Raw genomic sequence first — 17,980 nt, forward strand, 5'->3', positions numbered from 1 at the left:
AAAGCTGTTCGTAGATTATCTTTCTATTATATTAATCCCCAACAAGACATCAAAACCGAATTCATAAAGCCAATGAAAGACAGACATTACACATGGTAAGCCAATCTTTTTAAATCTTCCATAAAAGTTATAGAAATTTGTCCCGTTGAGGTCACAACAAAGCCAAATGGCGCCAATTGAAGACAATTGACGCCATTTTTGTTTTTTAAATTGATCAGGGTTTTTATCCAAAGTATCTTCTAATCAAGGCTTTTTCTCGATAACAAATGCTTTGAGCTCTGCTATCTTCCCATCTTCGAATCGCCAGATATCACAATAATCAAAATGTTCATATTTTCCGGCCTTATTTTTTAATCGGATTTCCCCCGTCACCATAACAAAATTGTCTTCTTCGATTGCCTTTTCCACACTGAACACCGGTGGCTCCAAGTAAAACTCTTTCATATAAGCACGGACTTCTTCTTTTCCATTAAGAATACGCTCACCAACGAAAACCCATTTGGTGTTTGGGGTACAGTAAGCTAAAAAACTTTCGTAATCGCCATTTTTCACAAATTCATTGGCTTTGTGTAAGATTGTTGTATTTGTCATTTTTGTCTGTTCTTTTAAATGATTATTTTTTGTTTGGGCACTAAGATTAGATGTGACAATAAATAGTGCGATAATGATTAATGATTTTTTCATTTTAAATTGTAGTAAAACGTTAAGGAACATTAGATATTCTCTTCAATAGTTTGAATTCCAAATTCTGCCAAACGGCTTATAATATTGTCCGATGAGACTATGGTTTCAGGAAGGTAAAGACCTCCTGTTTTCTGCGCAGTTTGTCCTTTAAGACCGAGAACCCTCTCTGTGATCAAATAGACACCTACCGCAGTTAGGTGAGAATTACCTTTAGGACCGGACACAATGGTTCTAACTTTCTTCGGTTCTCCAGATGATGAGATCCCTTCTATCTCAATATACAAATCGTGTGATGCTGTCAAACCATTACTGCTGCCTATTGATTCCCCAATAATGAAATCAAACCGAATATTGCTGGCATTCGTAAAAGCGGCGATACTCGGAACGTCAAGGGTACTCATTGGATGGCCAATAGCCGATGATCCACCATACAGGTTAATCGGTCTTGCATTATTTTTTGAATCCACATACTGCCAATTTCCATCCTGACGGATCAGTGCCTTACCTACAAAACCACTAACTTCTTCTGCAACCAATGGTCCTACCGGATCTTTTTCATCGTATAGTCCGGCAGTTTCTATATGCGTGATGCTGCTGAATCCGGAAGCCATCTGCTTTACAACTAATGTCAAGAGTCCAGCCTGCCAATGCCCTGCGAAAACTATAGGAGCAGAAATTGTTTTATGAAGGCCGAGAAATGCTGTAGCAGCAATCTGATCAGCCAATTCGCTTACCGTAATACAGGCAATACCATTTAAAATAGCCGTTTCCCTTAAAATATTGCTATGGTCATCCAAAGCTGATATGATAAGGTCAATTTCTCGAAATTGAGCTAAATTGAAACCTTCTTCCAAATCGATATAGGCTGTTTCAGCGTGGGTTAATTCTTTAGCCAGCAACTCTCCTTTTTGGGGATTTCTACCAGCAAGAATAAGTTTGATAGCACTGTCTGCTTTTCTTATCAAACGTGCTATGTTGGTTCCTACCTGCCCGTAACCGCCAACAATTAAAATTCTTTTTTCTTTTAATACCATATTATAATATTTTATAGATTAAATTTAGGTCACTTGACCTAATGCAAATATAGGTCAAGCGACCTAAATAAAAAATGTTTTTAATATTTTTTATTTAATTTTACAGCATGGACAAAAAAGAAGAGCGATTAAATCAGATCTTATCGACAACAATAGAGGTACTAATAAAGGAAGGTGCAGAAAATCTCTCTATGAGAAAAATAGCGAAAAATGCGAATTTGTCTTTAAGTAATCTCCAATACTATTATAAAGATAAAGATCTTCTCTTGATTGCTACAGTGGAATTTTACTTTGAAAGCTGCAAGAAAGAACTGACTCAAGCTGTTAAACTTTTGGTAGCTGACAGCACACCTGATAAAAATGTTTTTCTGGAAAAGGTTTTGAGTATGTTATTGATTGACGGAAGATCCAGTCATCAAACTTTGATGTTTCAGGAAATATGGACTTTAGCATCCAGAAATAAGGAATTACAAAACGCTGTGGAAACCTACTATAAAACCTATTGTTTATGGATGATCGATCTGGTTTCTGTTTTTTGCAGTAAGCCTGAAGAAATCGTAAGTTTTCTTATTCCTTTTGTAGAAGGATACACCATTGTTAATAATGTCATTCCTCTGACTAAGGAAAAAGTAATCGAGATGATGGTAAAACTGATCACAATTGTGGAAAAGTAAATACTACCTCTTTAAACTTTGCTCAATCAGTATGTTTCCGAATTTCCATGATAATTGCATTCATGTTTTAATTTATTTTAGGAACTAAATTTTCAATCATCCACTCTCTAATGGTTGTAGTTCTTGAAGCAGTCTCTGTTCTTGGCTCTAAGTCATATAAACCATTACCAATTGCCGTCAACATTTCTGTTAAAGAGATTGCAAATGCTTCGCTTGTGTGATGTTCTTCCAACAGCGTTTTTATATAATTCTCTTTTGAAATCTCCATAAAGTAAATAGGCTTTCCTGTTAATATACTCATTTGTCTTGCAATCTCATTATAGCTTATATCTTCCGGACCAAGAACTGTAAATCCTTCAACGCCAGTCCAGGTGTTATCCGTCAAAAATTCTACAGCTTTTGATGCGATATCTTTTACGGCGATTTGCGGCGATTTATAATTTCCGTTCATTGGCAAAGAAAATACTCCCTGTTCTTTTAGAGATGTCATTTGATACAAAAGGGTTTCAAAAAATACCGGACAGCGCAATGCCCTTACTGATGCTCCGCATTGGCTGATTATATCTTCCCCCTTGTGTAGAGCTGTGACAAGACCTGCCTGCAAATTGCTTTCTTTACCGCCGCTGGATAAATAAACGACTCTTTTTGTACCCGCATTTTTAATTGATTTTGAAGCCACTTTTGCAAAATCTTCATAATAGCCATTTACATCTTCCTGGGTATTGCTTTGAGGCACACAAAAATAAAGAGTATCGCAGCCACGTAGTGCCTCTGTAAATTCATATTCGTTGAGCAGAGAACCTGTTGCAACTTCTACTTTTTCTAAAATATCAGCTGGTATTTTTTGAGGATCTCTTAAAAAAATTTTAACCTTTTGCCCCTGCTCTACTAATTGTTGAAGAACTATTGAACCTGTATTTCCTGTTGGTGTTGTTACTAAAATCATAATTGAACTTTTCTGTGTTTGTTGAAGTGCAAAGATGATAAGAGTATATTTTGTAAACGTTGTCCTATGTTCACATTTTTAGATCTTTGATTTTAATCTGCTTAATGTTTGAGGAGTAAGTCCTAGGTAAGATGCAACCATTTTATTAGACAACCTTGTCAGCAATTTTGTTTGGTTTGTTAAAACCCAACGGACTTTTTCTACCGCATTTAGACCTTGAAAACAATATATACGTTCCTGGGATTTTATGTAGGCTAATTCTAAAATCTGTCTGTAAATAAACCCAAACTGAGGAACATTGTTTACCAAATGAAAGTAATCTTCGCGGTTTATCACTAACAGTTCCGAAGGTTCAATAGTCTGCATAAATTCAAATGAAGGTTGTTGATTGATTAAACTGGACAGTGCAGTTCCTAAGGAATCTTCAAAATGAAAATATCTTGTTGCCTCTTCACCTTCTTTATTAATGTTAAATAGTCGGATACAGCCTTTATTGACAAAGTAGAAATTATTACAGATTTCGCCCTCTTTCAACAGAAATTCGTTTCTTTTGGTTTTCCTAAATTTAAAATATGAGTAAATATAAGAAAGTGTCTTATCGTCAATTTCAGTTCTTGATTTAAAATATTTTTCTAATTGTTTATACACTTTAAATATTTTTAGGTTTCACTAAAAGCAGGGAACGCGGAACTATCCATACATATTTTTTATCTCCGACATAACAAAGGTACTTTGGGTACTCCCTATGCTTTCGACTGATCCCAATTTATTAAACACAAAATCCTGATAATGCTTCATGTCTTTGGCAGAAACTTTCATTAAAAAATCATAATCTCCTGAGATATTGTAACATTCTACAACTTCTTCTATTTTCATTATATCACTAACAAATTGATTCCCAATATTACGATCGTGCTGTTTAAGTTTGATATTACAAAAAACAATAAACCCTCTGTTTAGTTTTTCTGCATCCAACAGGGCTATATATTTTTTAATATAGCCGTTGTTTTCCAATCTTTTAATCCGCTCAAAAACAGGCGATGCCGAAAGATTTACCATTTTAGCAAGCTCTTTTACTGTATACTTAGAATTATCGTGTAGTATATTTAATAACTGAAGATCAATATCGTCTATTTGCTCCATAGAATATTTTGGTTTAATTTATTTATAAGACAGAATAAAATTCTTCAAATATAACCAAAAACAACATAAAAATCTTATTATACTTCTTTTCGTCGAGCCATACCCTGAGCGATGATACTGGCAGCAATCAATTGTAAGGCATGGTAAAGCATGAGCGGCAGCAATACGATGCCGGTGATGGTGCTGTGCTGAAAAAGTACTTTTGACATAACGGTGCCATGTACCAATGACTTTTTAGACCCGCAGAATAAAACAGTAATACGGTCTTCATCTGAAAAACCAAGCAGGCGGCTGAGTAGTCCGACACAAAAGAATACGGCAAAAAACAACGCCATCATCCCTGCAGCGAGTCCGGCAAGTTCAAGGGCGGTGAAACCTTCAAAAAGATGTTCGGAAAATGACTTGCAAAACGACGTGTAAATAATCGTTAGAATAACTGCCTGATCGAAGTATTTAAGCTGTTTCTTGTATTTTTCGGCAATGGCGCCAAAACGGGAATTGAGGCTTATGCCAATGATGACAGGCAGCAAGACTTGAAGAATCAACTTTATGACGATTTGAGTAACATCAAAATCGCCTGTCGCAGAAGCTATAAACAGCCCAACCCAGAGTGGTGTAACCACTACTCCAATCAAACTGGAAATGCTTGCATTGAAAATGGCTGCGGGAATGTTTCCCTTAGCGATCGAAACCATGACCACGGAAGAGGAAACTGTAGACGGCAATGCTGCCAGAAAAAACACACCCAGCCAAAGCAGCTCGAAGCCGTTATTGACAAACAACGGGCGAAATGCCAAAACAATGAGCGGAAAAAATAAAAAGGTTGTTAACTGGACGACAATGTGCATTTTCCAGTTGGAAAGTCCGGCTTTTAGTTTCTCAACACTTAGCCGTAAGCCATAAAACAAAAAAATCAACGAAACGCCTGCATTGGCAATTTCCTCCAGCGAAATAGGTTCTTTGACCATACCTGGCTTTGGCAAAAAATAAGCCATCAGAATCATGGTGGCTATCATTAACAGGAAACCGTCGAAACCTGCTTTTTTTAATACTTCTAATAATTTCTTCAATGTGTTTTAAATATTATTCCTCCGTGGAAGCACGGACTCCATTATTAATATATTGAGACTAAATCCCAAGTTCTTTGCGTATAATCTCTGCTCCTGCACTTAAAGCACTTAACTTGCCTCTGGCTACGTTTCGAGATAGCGGGGCCATACCGCAGTTTGTAGAAGGGTAAAGATTTTCGGCGTCTACAAACTCAAGGGCTTTACGCAGGGTAGCAGCTACTTCTTCTGGTGTTTCAATAGTGTTGGCTGCCACATCAATGGCACCTACCATTACTTTTTTACCTCGAACAAGTTCCATTAAATCTAAAGGCACATTGGAGTTGTGACATTCTAAAGACACTATATCAATTTTAGATTTTTGAATTTTCGGAAAAATTTCTTCGTATTGTCGCCACTCTGAACCTAATGTCTTTTTCCAATCAGTATTTGCCTGTATTCCATAACCATAGCAAATATGAACCGCAGTTTGACAGTGTAAACCTTCAATGGCTCTTTCTAATGCTGCCATTCCCCAATCGTTTACTTCATCAAAGAAGACATTAAATGCAGGTTCATCAAACTGGATAATATCTACCCCTGCGTCCTGAAGTTCTCTTGCTTCTTCATTGAGTGCTTTCGCAAATTCCCACGCCAATTTTTCACGGCTTTTATAATGGTCGTCGTACAAGGTGTCTACCATTGTCAGCGGACCTGGCAATGCCCATTTTATTGGCTTGTTAGTCTGTTTACGTAAAAATTTAGCATCTTCCACAAAAACTGCTTTTTGACGTGCAACCTCACCTACAACCACTGGAACACTCGCATCATAACGGTTACGGATTTTTACTATTTTACGATTTTCAAAATCTACACCGCTTAAATGCTCGATAAAAGTTGTTACAAAATGCTGGCGTGTCTGCTCGCCGTCACAAATGATATCCAGATCTGCCAATTGTTGTTCCTGCAGCGAAATACGTAAAGCATCTTGTTTTCCTTCAAGTAACTGATCGCCTTCTAATTTCCATGGTGACCAAAGTTTTTCGGGTGGTGCAAGCCAGGCAGGTTTGGGTAAACTTCCAACAATAGAGGTAGGTAATAATAATTTCTTCATAGTAGTATAGTTTTAATGCGTTGTAATCAATTAAAGGGCAAAATTAGCAGACCATTGTTCGAGGAGACTTTTGTAAGGCTTAATGAAATGCTCTTCTGCATATTTACCTTGTTCAACAGCCAATCGGCTGCGCTCTTCGCGGTCATAATCCACACGAGTCAGTGAATAATCTTCGTGTTTAAGATTGGGTTGATAGATTTTCCCAGCCACTGAATTTGCATTGTAAATTTCAGGGCGATAAATCTTCTGGAAAGTCTCCATCGTACTGATTGAGCTGATTAATCCAAGATCAGTATAATCAGCAAGCAGATCTCCGGAATGGTAAAAAGCCATCGGTGCCACACTATTTTGAGGCATGAAAAAACGAACTTTTAAGCCCATTTTAGAGAAATATTCATCAGTGATAGAATACTGATCCTGCAGATACTCAAAACCCAGAACTGGATGCTGATACTCAGTGCGAGTATAAGTTTTGTTGCTCGATACACTTAGACAAATGATCGGTGACATCTTAAAGTGCTCTTTATAAGTGGCTGAATTCACAAAGCACTTATAAAGTTTTCCGTGCAAATCGCCGAAATTTTCAGGAATACAAAAATTAGGTTTATTTTTATTGTGATCGATCAATAAAATACTGAAGTCATAATCACGAACATAAGACGAAAAATTATTTCCGGCAATACCTTCGATATGCTGGTTAGTCTTGCGGTCAAAAATATTCGTTTTTAAAACTTCAATCAGCGGTAGATTGTTAATACTATTTTTATCATCAATACTCATCGTTACTGTAATGATTTCAAGTTCTACAAGATAACGATCTGCTTTTGGATTATCCAGATGAGCTAATGCATTGAATCGATTGTTAATCATATTTAATGCATTACGTAAGTTTTGCTGGCGATTACCTCCTCTGGCCAGGTTTGCAAAATTGGTTGTCAAACGCGTTTCACTTGAGGGATGATAGTTTTCATCTAAACAAGTGCTCTTTAGTGTGAATGCAAAATCATTCTTGATTGTATTCTGGGTATTTTCAATATTCTGCTTTTCGTTTATTCCCTTATCTTCTTGTATGTTCGCTTTCATCTGATGATAATGTTTAGTTTTTTTACCCTGCAAATTTGAAAATAAAAGATTTAATATTTTTATTTTAACATAAATTCAGTTAATCATTCTTTTAAAATATATTTTAAAAGAATATTAATCCTTAAACAAATATAATAATGAAGAAAAACAGATAAATATTCTTTAGTGGCCTGAGATTATTGATTTAGAGTTTCCCAGAGCGCTTCAAAAACTCGAAAAAGAAAACAATATCATTTATATTTGCCAAAAATTAAGATAGACATAGCAATGAATTTGATAGAAAATTTAAAATGGCGCTACGCCGCAAAAGCTTACAATAACATTAAAGTAACAGAAGAGAAGATCGATCAGATCTTAGAGGCTATAAATCTTTCAGCATCTTCTTGTGGTCTGCAATCTTACCGTGTTTTTGTTGTAAGCAACCCGGAAATCCAAAAAAAATTAGGTGCTGATTCATATAATGGACAGATTAGCTCTTGCTCTCATTTGTTGGTCTTTGCTGCATTCACTGATATGTCTTCGACTTACATTGACGACTACATCGCAATGACAGAAAGGCAAAGAGGTCTTGATACTGGTGCCTTATCAGGATTTAGAAATGGATTGCATTCCTATTTCAGCGCTATTAACGCAGAACAAAAAGCCCATTGGGCAGCCAAACAGGCTTATATTGCACTAGGAACTGCACTTATTGCTGCGGCAGAATTAAAAGTGGACGCTACTCCAATCGAAGGATTTAATGCCGCCACTATCGATGCCGTTTTGGGTTTGAAAGAAAAAGGGCTGCATTCTACAGTTATCCTCGCTTTAGGATATCGTGATTCGGAAAAAGACTATATGGCAGCGACGAAAAAAGTTCGTTTACCTATAGATGAAATGGTTACAAAAGTTTACTAGTAATTTCCGGTCACAGTTTAGCATTATTTTAAATTTTTCTTGAGGTATTTTTCTAAATCTTCGGGTTACCAGCCGAATCATAGCTGAAAGTGATTTTTTGCTGGGCATTTGCAAAAGCACAAAACCCAAATAGTAAAAGTGTAATTAGTTTTTTCATTACTTATTTTCAAGTTTTTTTAAACGTTTATTCTGTTCTGATATAATTTTATTCTGGTCAGAAATAAAAGTTTTTAATTGTTCTGTTTTCTTATCCTGTTCGATTAGATACAGTGTAAGCTCTTCAATCTTCTGAAGAAGTTTCGAATTCATTTCCCCAAGATTAATTCCATTTTTCAAAACCTCTTCTTCACTTGGAATATTCTCTAAATGACCTTTTTCTGCAATATGTTTTTTAACTTCTTCAAGTGTAGGCAGCTTATATTCTTTTTTAAATACAAAATCTGACCAGCCTGTCATGTCTACTTTTACCTCTTTGGAATGTATTGTGCCGTTTACGTCTAATTTATTTGATGGATTTGTTTGTCCAATACCAACGTTTCCGTTATAATTCCATGTCATCACTTGTTGATCTGGAATTGAAGTTGTATTTTCACTACCATTAACAAATAGCTCTAGTTTACTTCCAGTTGTTCCTGTTCCTCCATGACCAATTCTGAATTCTGCATGTTCATTCCAGCTATATCCGTTAGTGCCACTTCTCGAAAGCTTTAAAACTGATTTACTTTCTACATTTTGACCATATGGTCGGCTCTCGCTTGCTTCCCATAAATTTAAACTTCCTAAAACAGTTTGATTTCCTGTGAAAGTATTTACTCCTCTTGTTGCCAATTCATACCATGCTGAATTTGTTGAATTATCGATTTTCCTAAAAAATAATTTATCATTTTCACTATAAGTTGAAGATAACTGGAATTGGTAATTATTTTCTGAATTTGCATGTCTAATAACAAATAAATGCTGCCAATCATGACTATTATCTGGTGCTTTTCCTATAGCATTAGGACCTCCATATACTCCTGAGAATAAAGGAGTATTAAAATCCAGTAAGTGACTGGCATATCCATTTCCTATTTGTTGAGCATAAGAAACAAGAGTATTAATAATAATTATTGTTATAACTAATTTTAGTTTCATTTTTGATTATTGTTTTTTATCTTCAAAAGTTCTATTTCCTTATTCTGTTTTTCAACTGCATTATTCAAAGCTTGATTATCTTTTTTCATTTCAATCATGTAGAGAGTCAATTCCTCAATTTTCTGCAGAAGTTTTACATTCATTTCCCCAAGATTAATTCCATTTTTCAAAATCTTACCAGCCAGACATATCAAATTTTACTTCTTTGGAATGGCCCATTCTATTTACGTCTAACTTGTTGTTTATGTTTGTGATACCAATTCAGACGTTTCCTCCATACAGGTGAAAAGCTATGTTTATTAAGTGAACTAAATGTTTTTGAATACCCGTTGAGGTCTCAAGATTATTTTCATAAACACATTTTAAGAAAATTAATTCTTTGTCAAAACTATTAAATAAGCTTTCTAAAACTTTACGGGATTCCTCATTTTAATAAATTTCCTTCATAGTTAAACAAATCATTCTCAACCAAATTATCAAAGCCAATAAAAGACAGCCTCTACTTCCAGTAAGCCAATCTCTTTAAATCTTTCATAAAGTACACAAAATAATTTCGCTTATTTCTTATTAATCTAAGTACCGCTCTTGGAAAAAATAATAGCGGCTTTTTCCTCTGAAACATTTTTCTTGATCAAACTTTAAAAATTTGCAATTTGAATGCTTCTCCTAAATAGATCAAAATGTGCTTACTGCCACAAACAACACAATAAACTAAAATCAAATAATTACATGAGTTTTTAAAATATATAAAAGTTTATTTTTTAGATTTAATAAAAATAGTTTTAGATTTTATTTGGCAAATTTAAAATAATCGACTATTCTTGTAGTATTAAAAAACTTGTTAAAATACAGTTAATAACCCAAGAAAATTACCACTTAATTGATAAAAAAAAACATTTTATTAAGCCATGATGCATCTAAAAAAGATTTTAAATTGTACAATCCTATTACTATCGGTTAATTTACTTCATTCACAGGATAGAAATCCTATCAGTATTAAATCACCAGAAACTCATTCCTTTGAAAAAGCTGGAAATGTCCCCATAAACCTTTTCGCAGGATCTGTAGACTTAAAAATTCCAATTTGTGATATTCAAGCTAAATCATTAAATATTCCAGTTGTATTATCATACGATTCTTCTGGTTTTGTACCACATAAAAAAACAGATCTTGCCGGTACGAATTGGTCTCTAATTGTGGGAGGAAAAATATCCAGAAACATTAATGGATTGCCAGATGAATATGAAGGGAATCCAACATCTCTCGTACCAGGCTCTTTGTATGGATTGGATATCCATGGATATTTGAAAGGCGTTCGTCTTAAACCTTTTTCTAAAGAGCAGGTTTATGATTTAAACAGCGGTGTGGGTACAGCAACTGTTTCAACATGGGAATTAAGTTCCGGTATTAATGGTTATGAAGGCGAACCAGATTTATTTAGCTTTAGCATTTTAGGCCTTAGAGGTAAATTTATGATAGGTAACGATGGGGTTGTAAAGGTTGAATCTAATGACCCAAACTTAAAAGTTGATATTAGTGGATTAAAAACCTATGGTGGAAACGGATATTGTCTGCCTCTTGATTCTGAAATAATATTAACAGATGGAAATGGCAATAAATATTTTTTTGGTGGTGATTTTTCAAAATATGAAGTATCATACAGCAGAAGCACATCTGGTTTAAGTAAGGATGGGTTTTATGGCTTTCCAACGATAAATTCTTTTAATATTTCTAAAATCATAATGGCAAATAGCGAAGTAATCACTTTTGATTATTATAAAGGAACCTTAGATAGTTCTTTTTGTCAAATGATGACCAGTTCTACTAATTTATTACAAAACGCAAAAATCTTAAGCCTGGATAGTTATTATCAAGAAGGAACCCGAATCGATGAATTTCGAAATTGTCCGGGAGGAGTTTCAGGATGTTATACTTCTTCTTCAAGTGGCCCGGCAACAGGTACTTCATACACTCTATTAAAAAGATCCATGCTGGAAAAGATTACATACAATAATATAAATATATCAATAAATTATAAAAGTCAAGGATATCCAATTAAACATACTGAGGATTCTAATTTGTATTTTAATGAATTTGTAATAGATAATATTGAACTTAAAGATGGTTCAATACTTGTTAAAAAACATGTTTTTGAATATCAGGATTTAGGTGGTGTTAATAAAAGACCTTTTTTGACTGGGTTACAGGAAACAACTGCTGGTAAAAAACATTCTTTTGAATATAGTAAAACTGATAACTTACCTGCTTATTACACTACAGGAATAGATCATTGGGGATTTTGGAACGGAAAGGACACAAATACGCAATATGCTCCCTTTGATACTTATAATTCTGCAACTGGTGATTATACTTTAAATAATACCTCTAGAGATGCTAATTATTTATACGGATCTTCAGCATTATTAAGTAAAATAATTTACCCAACAAAAGGATTTACTGTTTTTGAATATGAGCCGCACCTTTACAGTAAAAGAATCGAAAGAAATTCAGGTAGTTTATTCCTGCCTGTTTTAGTAGATGCACAAGGAATCTGTGGAGGAACAAGAATACAAAAACAAACAGATTATTCAAGTCAAGGTGTAGTATCAAATATAAAGGAATACAAATACAATACAGATATATCCAATACTGTATCGTCTGGTATTTTATCAAATTGGCCAAGATATGTTTATTATTTTGAATTTACTGCTCCAGGTTCTATTCAAAAATTATTCTTAAAGTCCAGTAGTAATGTTCAGCAGAATACACTCGACAGCTACAATGTTGGTTATTCTAAAGTATATGAAATTAATAGTAGTAACGGCTATATTGAGCATTCATTTTATAATTATTCCGACAAACCTGATATCTCACTTCCTTATACCAATAATTTACGTAATTGGACTAATGATAATACAACTACAATAACTCCATTAAATTTATATAAAAACTTTAAAAATTTATATGGTTTAGATTATAGCTCGATCAGAGGATTGAAATCGAAAGAGAAATTTGTCTCTCAGGATGGTATTGCTAAGAAAACAATTGATTACTTGTATAATGATTTTGTAGATTACAATCCAAATTCATCAAAAGATAATAATAATTATGTTTCAATAAATCATTTGAGCGGTATTTGGGTTCAGGGTTATAAAAAATACTTCAACTCATTTGAGTTAAAGAGTAAAATTGTAACAGAAAAATTTAATGGTCAAGATATTATAACTCAATCGGATTTTTTATATACTAGTCCTAATCATTTACAACTTTCATCAGAAAGCAATACTGGTTCGAACAATGTTACCCAACAAACGAAATATAGATATGCAAATGATTATTCATTTCCACCTTTAAGCACAATACCCGCTGCAAATGAAATTCATGATATGGCTGCATTAGTCTCAAATAATGTTGTTAATGTTCCAGTCGAAATAAGCCAGTCTATTATAAAAGGAGGAGTAGAATATGTTACCGGTGGTAAATTAAATTATTTTGAAAATTTAAATGTAGAAAAAGTGTTTGAGCTGGAAACCAATGAGCCAATTAATGCCAATACTTTTAGTCTTTCAACAATTTTACCAACAGGTTTTATTTACGATAGCAGATATAAAGAATCATTATCTTTTCCAAAATACGATACTAAAGGAAATATTTTAGAAATAAAGCCAACAAATGGTATTACCGAAAGCTACATCTGGGGATATAATAATCAATACCCAATAGCAAAAGTTGTAAATGCAACGTATCAGGAAATTACAAATGCTTTAGGTACAGCAGTATTAACTCAATTAAATAATGGATACAAACAGGTTATAGTCTCTCCTGGCCCACCGCAGATTATTTATAATAATATACCCTTAACTGACTTGGAAATTCGCACTATGCTCCTTCCATTACAAACAAGTTTGAGTAATGCTCAAGTGACGATTTTTACCTACAAACCACTTATTGGAATGACTAGTACAACTGATCAAAAAGGTATTACAACTTATTATGAATATGATAGTTTTAACAGACTGTATCTTGTAAAAGATAATGAAAGTAAAATTTTATCAGAGACCAATTATAATTACAAAAACTAACTCAAGAGAAATATGAAAAACATAATCATCATAGCATTTATTCTATTTTCTGTTGCAGTATTAGGTCAGACTCAGACAGAAAATTATATAAAATCAACTACCTATAAAGCGGAATCAGCTTCAGTTATACCAAATCCTACATTGTCTCAGGCAACTGAAAACATTACTTATTTTGATGGTCTTGGCCGTCCTGTTCAAAAAGTAGCTTACAGACAATCTGGAAGTGGAAAAGATGTTGTTACACCAATAGAGTATGATTCTTTTGGACGAATTGTAAAAGATTATCTTTCTTATGTTCCTACTACAGCTGCTTCGCTTGATTATAAAACTGGTGCATTAACAGATATTAATCCATTTTATAACACCGTAAAGTACCAAAACACTCTTAATCCTTATTCTCAAAAAGCATTTGAGGCTTCTCCTTTAAATCGTGTTCTAAGGCAGGCTGCTCCAGGAAATGATTGGAAAATGGGCGGAGGACACGAAGTAAAATTTGATTATCAGACTAATTCGGGATCAGCTGTTAATCAGGATCAGGTAAAAAAATTTAGTGCCAATATTGTAAATGTAAACAACACCTACTCTACTACATTAGTGCAAAATGGATATTATAATGCCAATGATTTATTTAAAATGGTTACTTATGATGAAAATACAGCTAATTCACCTTCTGAAAATAATGGCTCAGCCATTGAGTTTAAAAATAAACAAGGCCAAGTTATTTTAAAAAGGACCTATGGTACCACAGGAGCTAATGCAGTAAGCGAAAGATTCGATACTTATTATGTTTATGATGATTTTGGGAATCTTAGTTTTGTTATCCCGCCAAAAGCATCAGATTTAATTTTTACAAATACATCAACTCAAGCTGATTTAACCTCTACAGATGTTATTTTATCAGGAAATGAACTTAATTTATCAGCATCAAACAGTATAACTTTACTTTCTGGTTTTAATGCTAAAAGCGGTAGTACTTTTACAGCTAAAATTCAAATTGGAGATGATACTATCTTAAATAATTTATGTTATCAATATAAGTATGATTCTCGAAATAGATTAATAGAAAAAAAACTACCTGGAAAACAATGGGAATTCATAGTTTATGATAACCTGAATAGAATTGTAGCTACGGGCCCTGCTAATTCTCCTTTTGATAATACAGCTGCTGGTGCTGCAGGCTGGAATATTACAAAATATGATGCTTTTGACAGACCTATTATCACAGGATGGATGCCTGCAGCATCTATAAATTCGACTGAGAGAAAAAATCTTCAAGATGCAAGAAATGCCGAAACAGTAAATTTTAGCGAAACGAAAACAAGCTCAACTATTAGCACAATTAATAATGTTGATACACGATATACAAATTTAGTATGGCCTAACAATTCATCTACAGCGCCAATTAGCACTTATTATATCCTTTCGATAAAGTATTATGACAATTATGATTATCCGGGCGCGCCTACAGCATTTAACAATGTGGCACAACAGCCTGTTTATTATAATGCATCTGTAAAACCAAAAGGATTATTAACCGGTTCATGGACAAGAATTTTGGAGGCTACTACAGCCCCGATAAAAGGTGAATTAAGCTATACACTTTATGATCGTAAAGCAAGACCTATCCGTACTAATACGTCCAATTACTTGGGCGGGTATAACCAAATAGACACTAATTTTGATTTTTCAGGAAAAACGATCTATACAATTACAGAACATCAAAGAGCAGTTAATGAGTCTGTGATTTCTATTAAGGATGAATACTCTTATACGGCACAAGATAGACTTGAATCTGTTAAACAAACTATTTCAAACAATACCCAATTTTTAGCATTTTATATTTATGATGAATTAGGGCAATTAGTCTCAAAAAAGGTAGGGAATACTCAGGCAGCACCTCTGCAAATTGTTGATTATACTTATAATGTCAGAGGATGGCTTAAAGGAATCAATAATGTAAACCAATTAATTACGGGTACAGATCCTAAAGATTTATTTGCCTTTCAGGTAAACTATAATGATATTACAGATACATCGAAAAGATTGTATAATGGAAATATCAGTCAGACTATCTGGTCAAGTGATAATACAGATAAAAGTGTTAGAAACTACACCTATAGTTATGACTTACTAAATAGGTTAAAAAGTGCAGTAGACAATTCTGGATTCTTTAATGAAGATAATATCCAGTATGATAAAAATGGTAATATTTTAAAACTTCAGCGTACAGGTGCACTCGTACCAAGCCCTTCTACATCGATTCCATCAAATTATGGACAAATGGATAATTTATCTTATTTTTATGACAGTGGAAATAAATTAATGAAAGTAACCGATGATGCGCCTATAGATCAATATGGATTTAAAGATGATGCTGTAAATGGTGCGGCAGATACTGCCGACGATTACAGTTATGATATCAATGGAAATATGCTTACCGATGCCAATAAAGGAATAACCAACATATCCTATAATCATTTAAACCTGCCTGTTAAAATTATTCTTTCAACAGGAAATATTACATATCTTTACAATGCTGCAGGCCAGAAAGTTAAAAAAACTGTAGTTGAAACTTCTTCAGCAAATACAACAATAACAGAGTATTTAAATGGTTTTCAATACAAGAAAGTAAATTCACAAGCAACTGAACTTCAATATTTCCCAACAAAAGAAGGATATGTAGCCAATAAAGCGGGTAGTTATTCGTATGTTTTTCAATATAAAGATCATCTAGGAAATATTAGATTGAGTTATGCCAAAAACATAAGTTCTGGCCTTACCGATATTATTGAAGAAAATAATTATTATCCATTTGGATTAGAGCACCAAGGGTACAATAACAATCCTAATCCTACTTATGGAAATGTTGTATCTGAACAATATAAATACAACGGCAAGGAGCTCCAGGATGAGCTGGGACTTAATGTGTATGATTATGGAGCTAGAAATTATATGCCTGATATTGGAAGATGGGGATCTATTGATAATAAATCTGAAAAATTTATTTCTTTATCACCATATCATTATGCAGGAAATAATCCTATATTATATTTAGATGTTGATGGTAATGAATTTACAGAGGATGCCTGGAAGTGGGTTAATAGGTTAATTGCCGAAATTAATTCAAGGCAAGCATCAAATAGTCAATCTATTAAAAATGCTGAAGAAACTATTGCATCAGGTAAATATGGATGGTTTCAAAGTGAAAAATCACTTAAAAATAAGATCGCACGTCTAAAAAGTGAAAATACTGAACTAGAAACTACAAGAGGAGAAACTGCCGTATTAGCAGCCTCATCACAAGTTTATGACGTTGTAAATAATAGCAGCAATACAGAAAGAGATATGTTAGGAGGTTCTACAACTACTAATCAAACAACTTTTAATAGTGATAATAATAGAGTTCAATTAACTGTCTCTTCAGGTACCGATTTAGGTCTATTTTCACATGAATTAAAACATATGTATCAATTTGAAAAAGGAGAAACTACACTTGGTTTAACTAAAAATAACGGAGGTATTAATCTATCTGGCGGCAAGCTTCTATTCTATGATTTATCTGATGAGGTAGAAGCTTATCAAAGAGGAGCCATGTTTGGTCAAAAAGAAAACATAAATTCAACAGCAGATGTTTTAGCTAAAGGAATATATAGCGATAAAATTCCTTCAGGGCCTATTAATTCTGTTAATCATCCTAATGCTGCTGCAATAAAACAAGATCCTCAATCATTTGCAGATAAGCATAATGCTGCATTTAGAATTGGAATCACAACATATAAACCCAAATAAGTATGAAAAGAATAATTATATTATTAATTGGCTTTTTTATTCTATTTACTTCTTGTAGTAAAAATATTTATGGAAAGTATAATACAACTTATCGAGGAAACAAGAGTGATTTTTTTCAAATCACTCTACATCCTGATAATACAGTAGAAAAAACTGAAATACATACAATAAGTAATTTTTCAAGCGGGAAATTTATAATAAAAGAGGAAAGAATAATCTGTTATTTAGATTCATCAAAATTAGGATATCCTCCAGATACCTTAGTTTTTAAATTGAAAGGAAAAAAACTTTACCAAGTAAGAAAAGGTGTTATCAACAAAAAATTCTACTTAAAAAAAGAGGGTTCTATATAAT

Annotated in this window: 14 protein-coding genes; 5 read left to right on the top strand and 9 right to left on the bottom strand. The window is 33.6% G+C overall.

Annotation, left to right across the window (positions count from 1 at the left end):
• Window positions 1-243 precede the first annotated feature (243 nt).
• Entirely contained in the window at window positions 244-684 is a 441-nt protein-coding gene (locus tag AC1RRQ_RS10985; RefSeq protein WP_493023065.1) for a nuclear transport factor 2 family protein, read from the bottom strand.
• 29 nt (window positions 685-713) lie between these two features.
• A complete protein-coding gene (locus AC1RRQ_RS10990) occupies window positions 714-1,718 on the bottom strand; it encodes a saccharopine dehydrogenase family protein (RefSeq protein WP_493023066.1) in 1,005 nt (334 codons plus the stop codon).
• Window positions 1,719-1,825: 107 nt separating this feature from the next.
• On the opposite strand from AC1RRQ_RS10990, the gene AC1RRQ_RS10995 reads away from it, so the two are divergent.
• On the top strand, window positions 1,826-2,392 hold the full coding sequence (locus AC1RRQ_RS10995; protein WP_493023067.1) for a TetR/AcrR family transcriptional regulator: 567 nt from the start codon (window positions 1,826-1,828) through the stop codon (window positions 2,390-2,392).
• Window positions 2,393-2,459: 67 nt separating this feature from the next.
• On the opposite strand, the gene AC1RRQ_RS11000 is transcribed toward AC1RRQ_RS10995, so the two are convergent.
• The 6 genes from AC1RRQ_RS11000 to AC1RRQ_RS11025 all read right to left on the bottom strand — a co-directional run bounded on the left by AC1RRQ_RS11000 (window position 2,460) and on the right by AC1RRQ_RS11025 (window position 7,724).
• A complete protein-coding gene (locus tag AC1RRQ_RS11000; protein WP_493023068.1) occupies window positions 2,460-3,338 on the bottom strand; it encodes an NmrA family NAD(P)-binding protein in 879 nt (292 codons plus the stop codon).
• Between the two features lie 78 nt (window positions 3,339-3,416).
• Window positions 3,417-3,986 carry a Crp/Fnr family transcriptional regulator gene (locus AC1RRQ_RS11005; RefSeq protein WP_493023069.1) on the bottom strand — a complete coding sequence of 190 codons (570 nt, stop codon included), beginning with the start codon at window positions 3,984-3,986 and terminating at the stop codon, window positions 3,417-3,419.
• Window positions 3,987-4,028: 42 nt separating this feature from the next.
• Window positions 4,029-4,481: an Lrp/AsnC family transcriptional regulator gene (locus AC1RRQ_RS11010; RefSeq protein WP_047775354.1), complete on the bottom strand. Its 453-nt coding sequence runs from the start codon at window positions 4,479-4,481 to the stop codon at window positions 4,029-4,031.
• Window positions 4,482-4,558: 77 nt separating this feature from the next.
• Complete coding sequence (locus AC1RRQ_RS11015; protein WP_493023070.1) at window positions 4,559-5,551, bottom strand: bile acid:sodium symporter family protein; 993 nt, start codon at window positions 5,549-5,551, stop codon at window positions 4,559-4,561.
• A gap of 58 nt (window positions 5,552-5,609) precedes the next feature.
• Entirely contained in the window at window positions 5,610-6,641 is a 1,032-nt protein-coding gene (locus AC1RRQ_RS11020; RefSeq protein WP_493023072.1) for a methionine synthase, read from the bottom strand.
• A 30-nt stretch (window positions 6,642-6,671) separates the two neighbouring features.
• Window positions 6,672-7,724 carry a DUF1852 domain-containing protein gene (locus AC1RRQ_RS11025; RefSeq protein ID WP_493023073.1) on the bottom strand — a complete coding sequence of 351 codons (1,053 nt, stop codon included), beginning with the start codon at window positions 7,722-7,724 and terminating at the stop codon, window positions 6,672-6,674.
• Between the two features lie 267 nt (window positions 7,725-7,991).
• Between AC1RRQ_RS11025 and AC1RRQ_RS11030 the strand changes: the two genes are divergently transcribed.
• Complete coding sequence (locus AC1RRQ_RS11030) at window positions 7,992-8,621, top strand: nitroreductase family protein (RefSeq protein WP_493023074.1); 630 nt, start codon at window positions 7,992-7,994, stop codon at window positions 8,619-8,621.
• Window positions 8,622-8,777: 156 nt separating this feature from the next.
• Here the strand turns inward: AC1RRQ_RS11030 and AC1RRQ_RS11035 are convergent, their stop codons facing one another.
• The gene (locus AC1RRQ_RS11035; RefSeq protein ID WP_493023075.1) at window positions 8,778-9,755 is read right to left on the bottom strand and encodes a pyocin knob domain-containing protein; all 978 of its coding nucleotides are present in this window, start codon (window positions 9,753-9,755) and stop codon (window positions 8,778-8,780) included.
• 908 nt (window positions 9,756-10,663) lie between these two features.
• Between AC1RRQ_RS11035 and AC1RRQ_RS11040 the strand changes: the two genes are divergently transcribed.
• The 3 genes from AC1RRQ_RS11040 to AC1RRQ_RS11050 are packed head-to-tail and all read left to right on the top strand — an operon-like array spanning window position 10,664 to window position 17,979.
• Window positions 10,664-13,837, top strand: a complete 3,174-nt coding sequence (locus AC1RRQ_RS11040; RefSeq protein ID WP_493023076.1) for a hypothetical protein — start codon at window positions 10,664-10,666, stop codon at window positions 13,835-13,837.
• A 12-nt stretch (window positions 13,838-13,849) separates the two neighbouring features.
• Window positions 13,850-17,626 (top strand): DUF6443 domain-containing protein, encoded by a 3,777-nt coding sequence (locus AC1RRQ_RS11045; protein ID WP_493023077.1) that lies wholly within the window; start codon window positions 13,850-13,852, stop codon window positions 17,624-17,626.
• Window positions 17,627-17,628: 2 nt separating this feature from the next.
• Window positions 17,629-17,979 carry a hypothetical protein gene (locus AC1RRQ_RS11050; RefSeq protein WP_493023078.1) on the top strand — a complete coding sequence of 117 codons (351 nt, stop codon included), beginning with the start codon at window positions 17,629-17,631 and terminating at the stop codon, window positions 17,977-17,979.
• The last annotated feature ends 1 nt before the right edge of the window (window position 17,980 follow it).

The sequence above is a fragment of the Flavobacterium sp. GW821-FHT12A05 genome, assembly GCF_058807735.1.

What these genes read in the sequence shown, in the direction of transcription:
- AC1RRQ_RS10985 (WP_493023065.1), bottom strand. Translation starts at nt 684, where the DNA reads ATGAAAAAATCATTAATCATTATCGCACTATTTATTGTCACATCTAAT.
- AC1RRQ_RS10990 (WP_493023066.1), bottom strand. Translation starts at nt 1,718, where the DNA reads ATGGTATTAAAAGAAAAAAGAATTTTAATTGTTGGCGGTTACGGGCAG.
- AC1RRQ_RS10995 (WP_493023067.1), top strand. Translation starts at nt 1,826, where the DNA reads ATGGACAAAAAAGAAGAGCGATTAAATCAGATCTTATCGACAACAATA.
- AC1RRQ_RS11000 (WP_493023068.1), bottom strand. Translation starts at nt 3,338, where the DNA reads ATGATTTTAGTAACAACACCAACAGGAAATACAGGTTCAATAGTTCTT.
- AC1RRQ_RS11010 (WP_047775354.1), bottom strand. Translation starts at nt 4,481, where the DNA reads ATGGAGCAAATAGACGATATTGATCTTCAGTTATTAAATATACTACAC.
- AC1RRQ_RS11020 (WP_493023072.1), bottom strand. Translation starts at nt 6,641, where the DNA reads ATGAAGAAATTATTATTACCTACCTCTATTGTTGGAAGTTTACCCAAA.
- AC1RRQ_RS11025 (WP_493023073.1), bottom strand. Translation starts at nt 7,724, where the DNA reads ATGAAAGCGAACATACAAGAAGATAAGGGAATAAACGAAAAGCAGAAT.
- AC1RRQ_RS11030 (WP_493023074.1), top strand. Translation starts at nt 7,992, where the DNA reads ATGAATTTGATAGAAAATTTAAAATGGCGCTACGCCGCAAAAGCTTAC.
- AC1RRQ_RS11035 (WP_493023075.1), bottom strand. Translation starts at nt 9,755, where the DNA reads ATGAAACTAAAATTAGTTATAACAATAATTATTATTAATACTCTTGTT.
- AC1RRQ_RS11040 (WP_493023076.1), top strand. Translation starts at nt 10,664, where the DNA reads ATGATGCATCTAAAAAAGATTTTAAATTGTACAATCCTATTACTATCG.
- AC1RRQ_RS11045 (WP_493023077.1), top strand. Translation starts at nt 13,850, where the DNA reads ATGAAAAACATAATCATCATAGCATTTATTCTATTTTCTGTTGCAGTA.
- AC1RRQ_RS11050 (WP_493023078.1), top strand. Translation starts at nt 17,629, where the DNA reads ATGAAAAGAATAATTATATTATTAATTGGCTTTTTTATTCTATTTACT.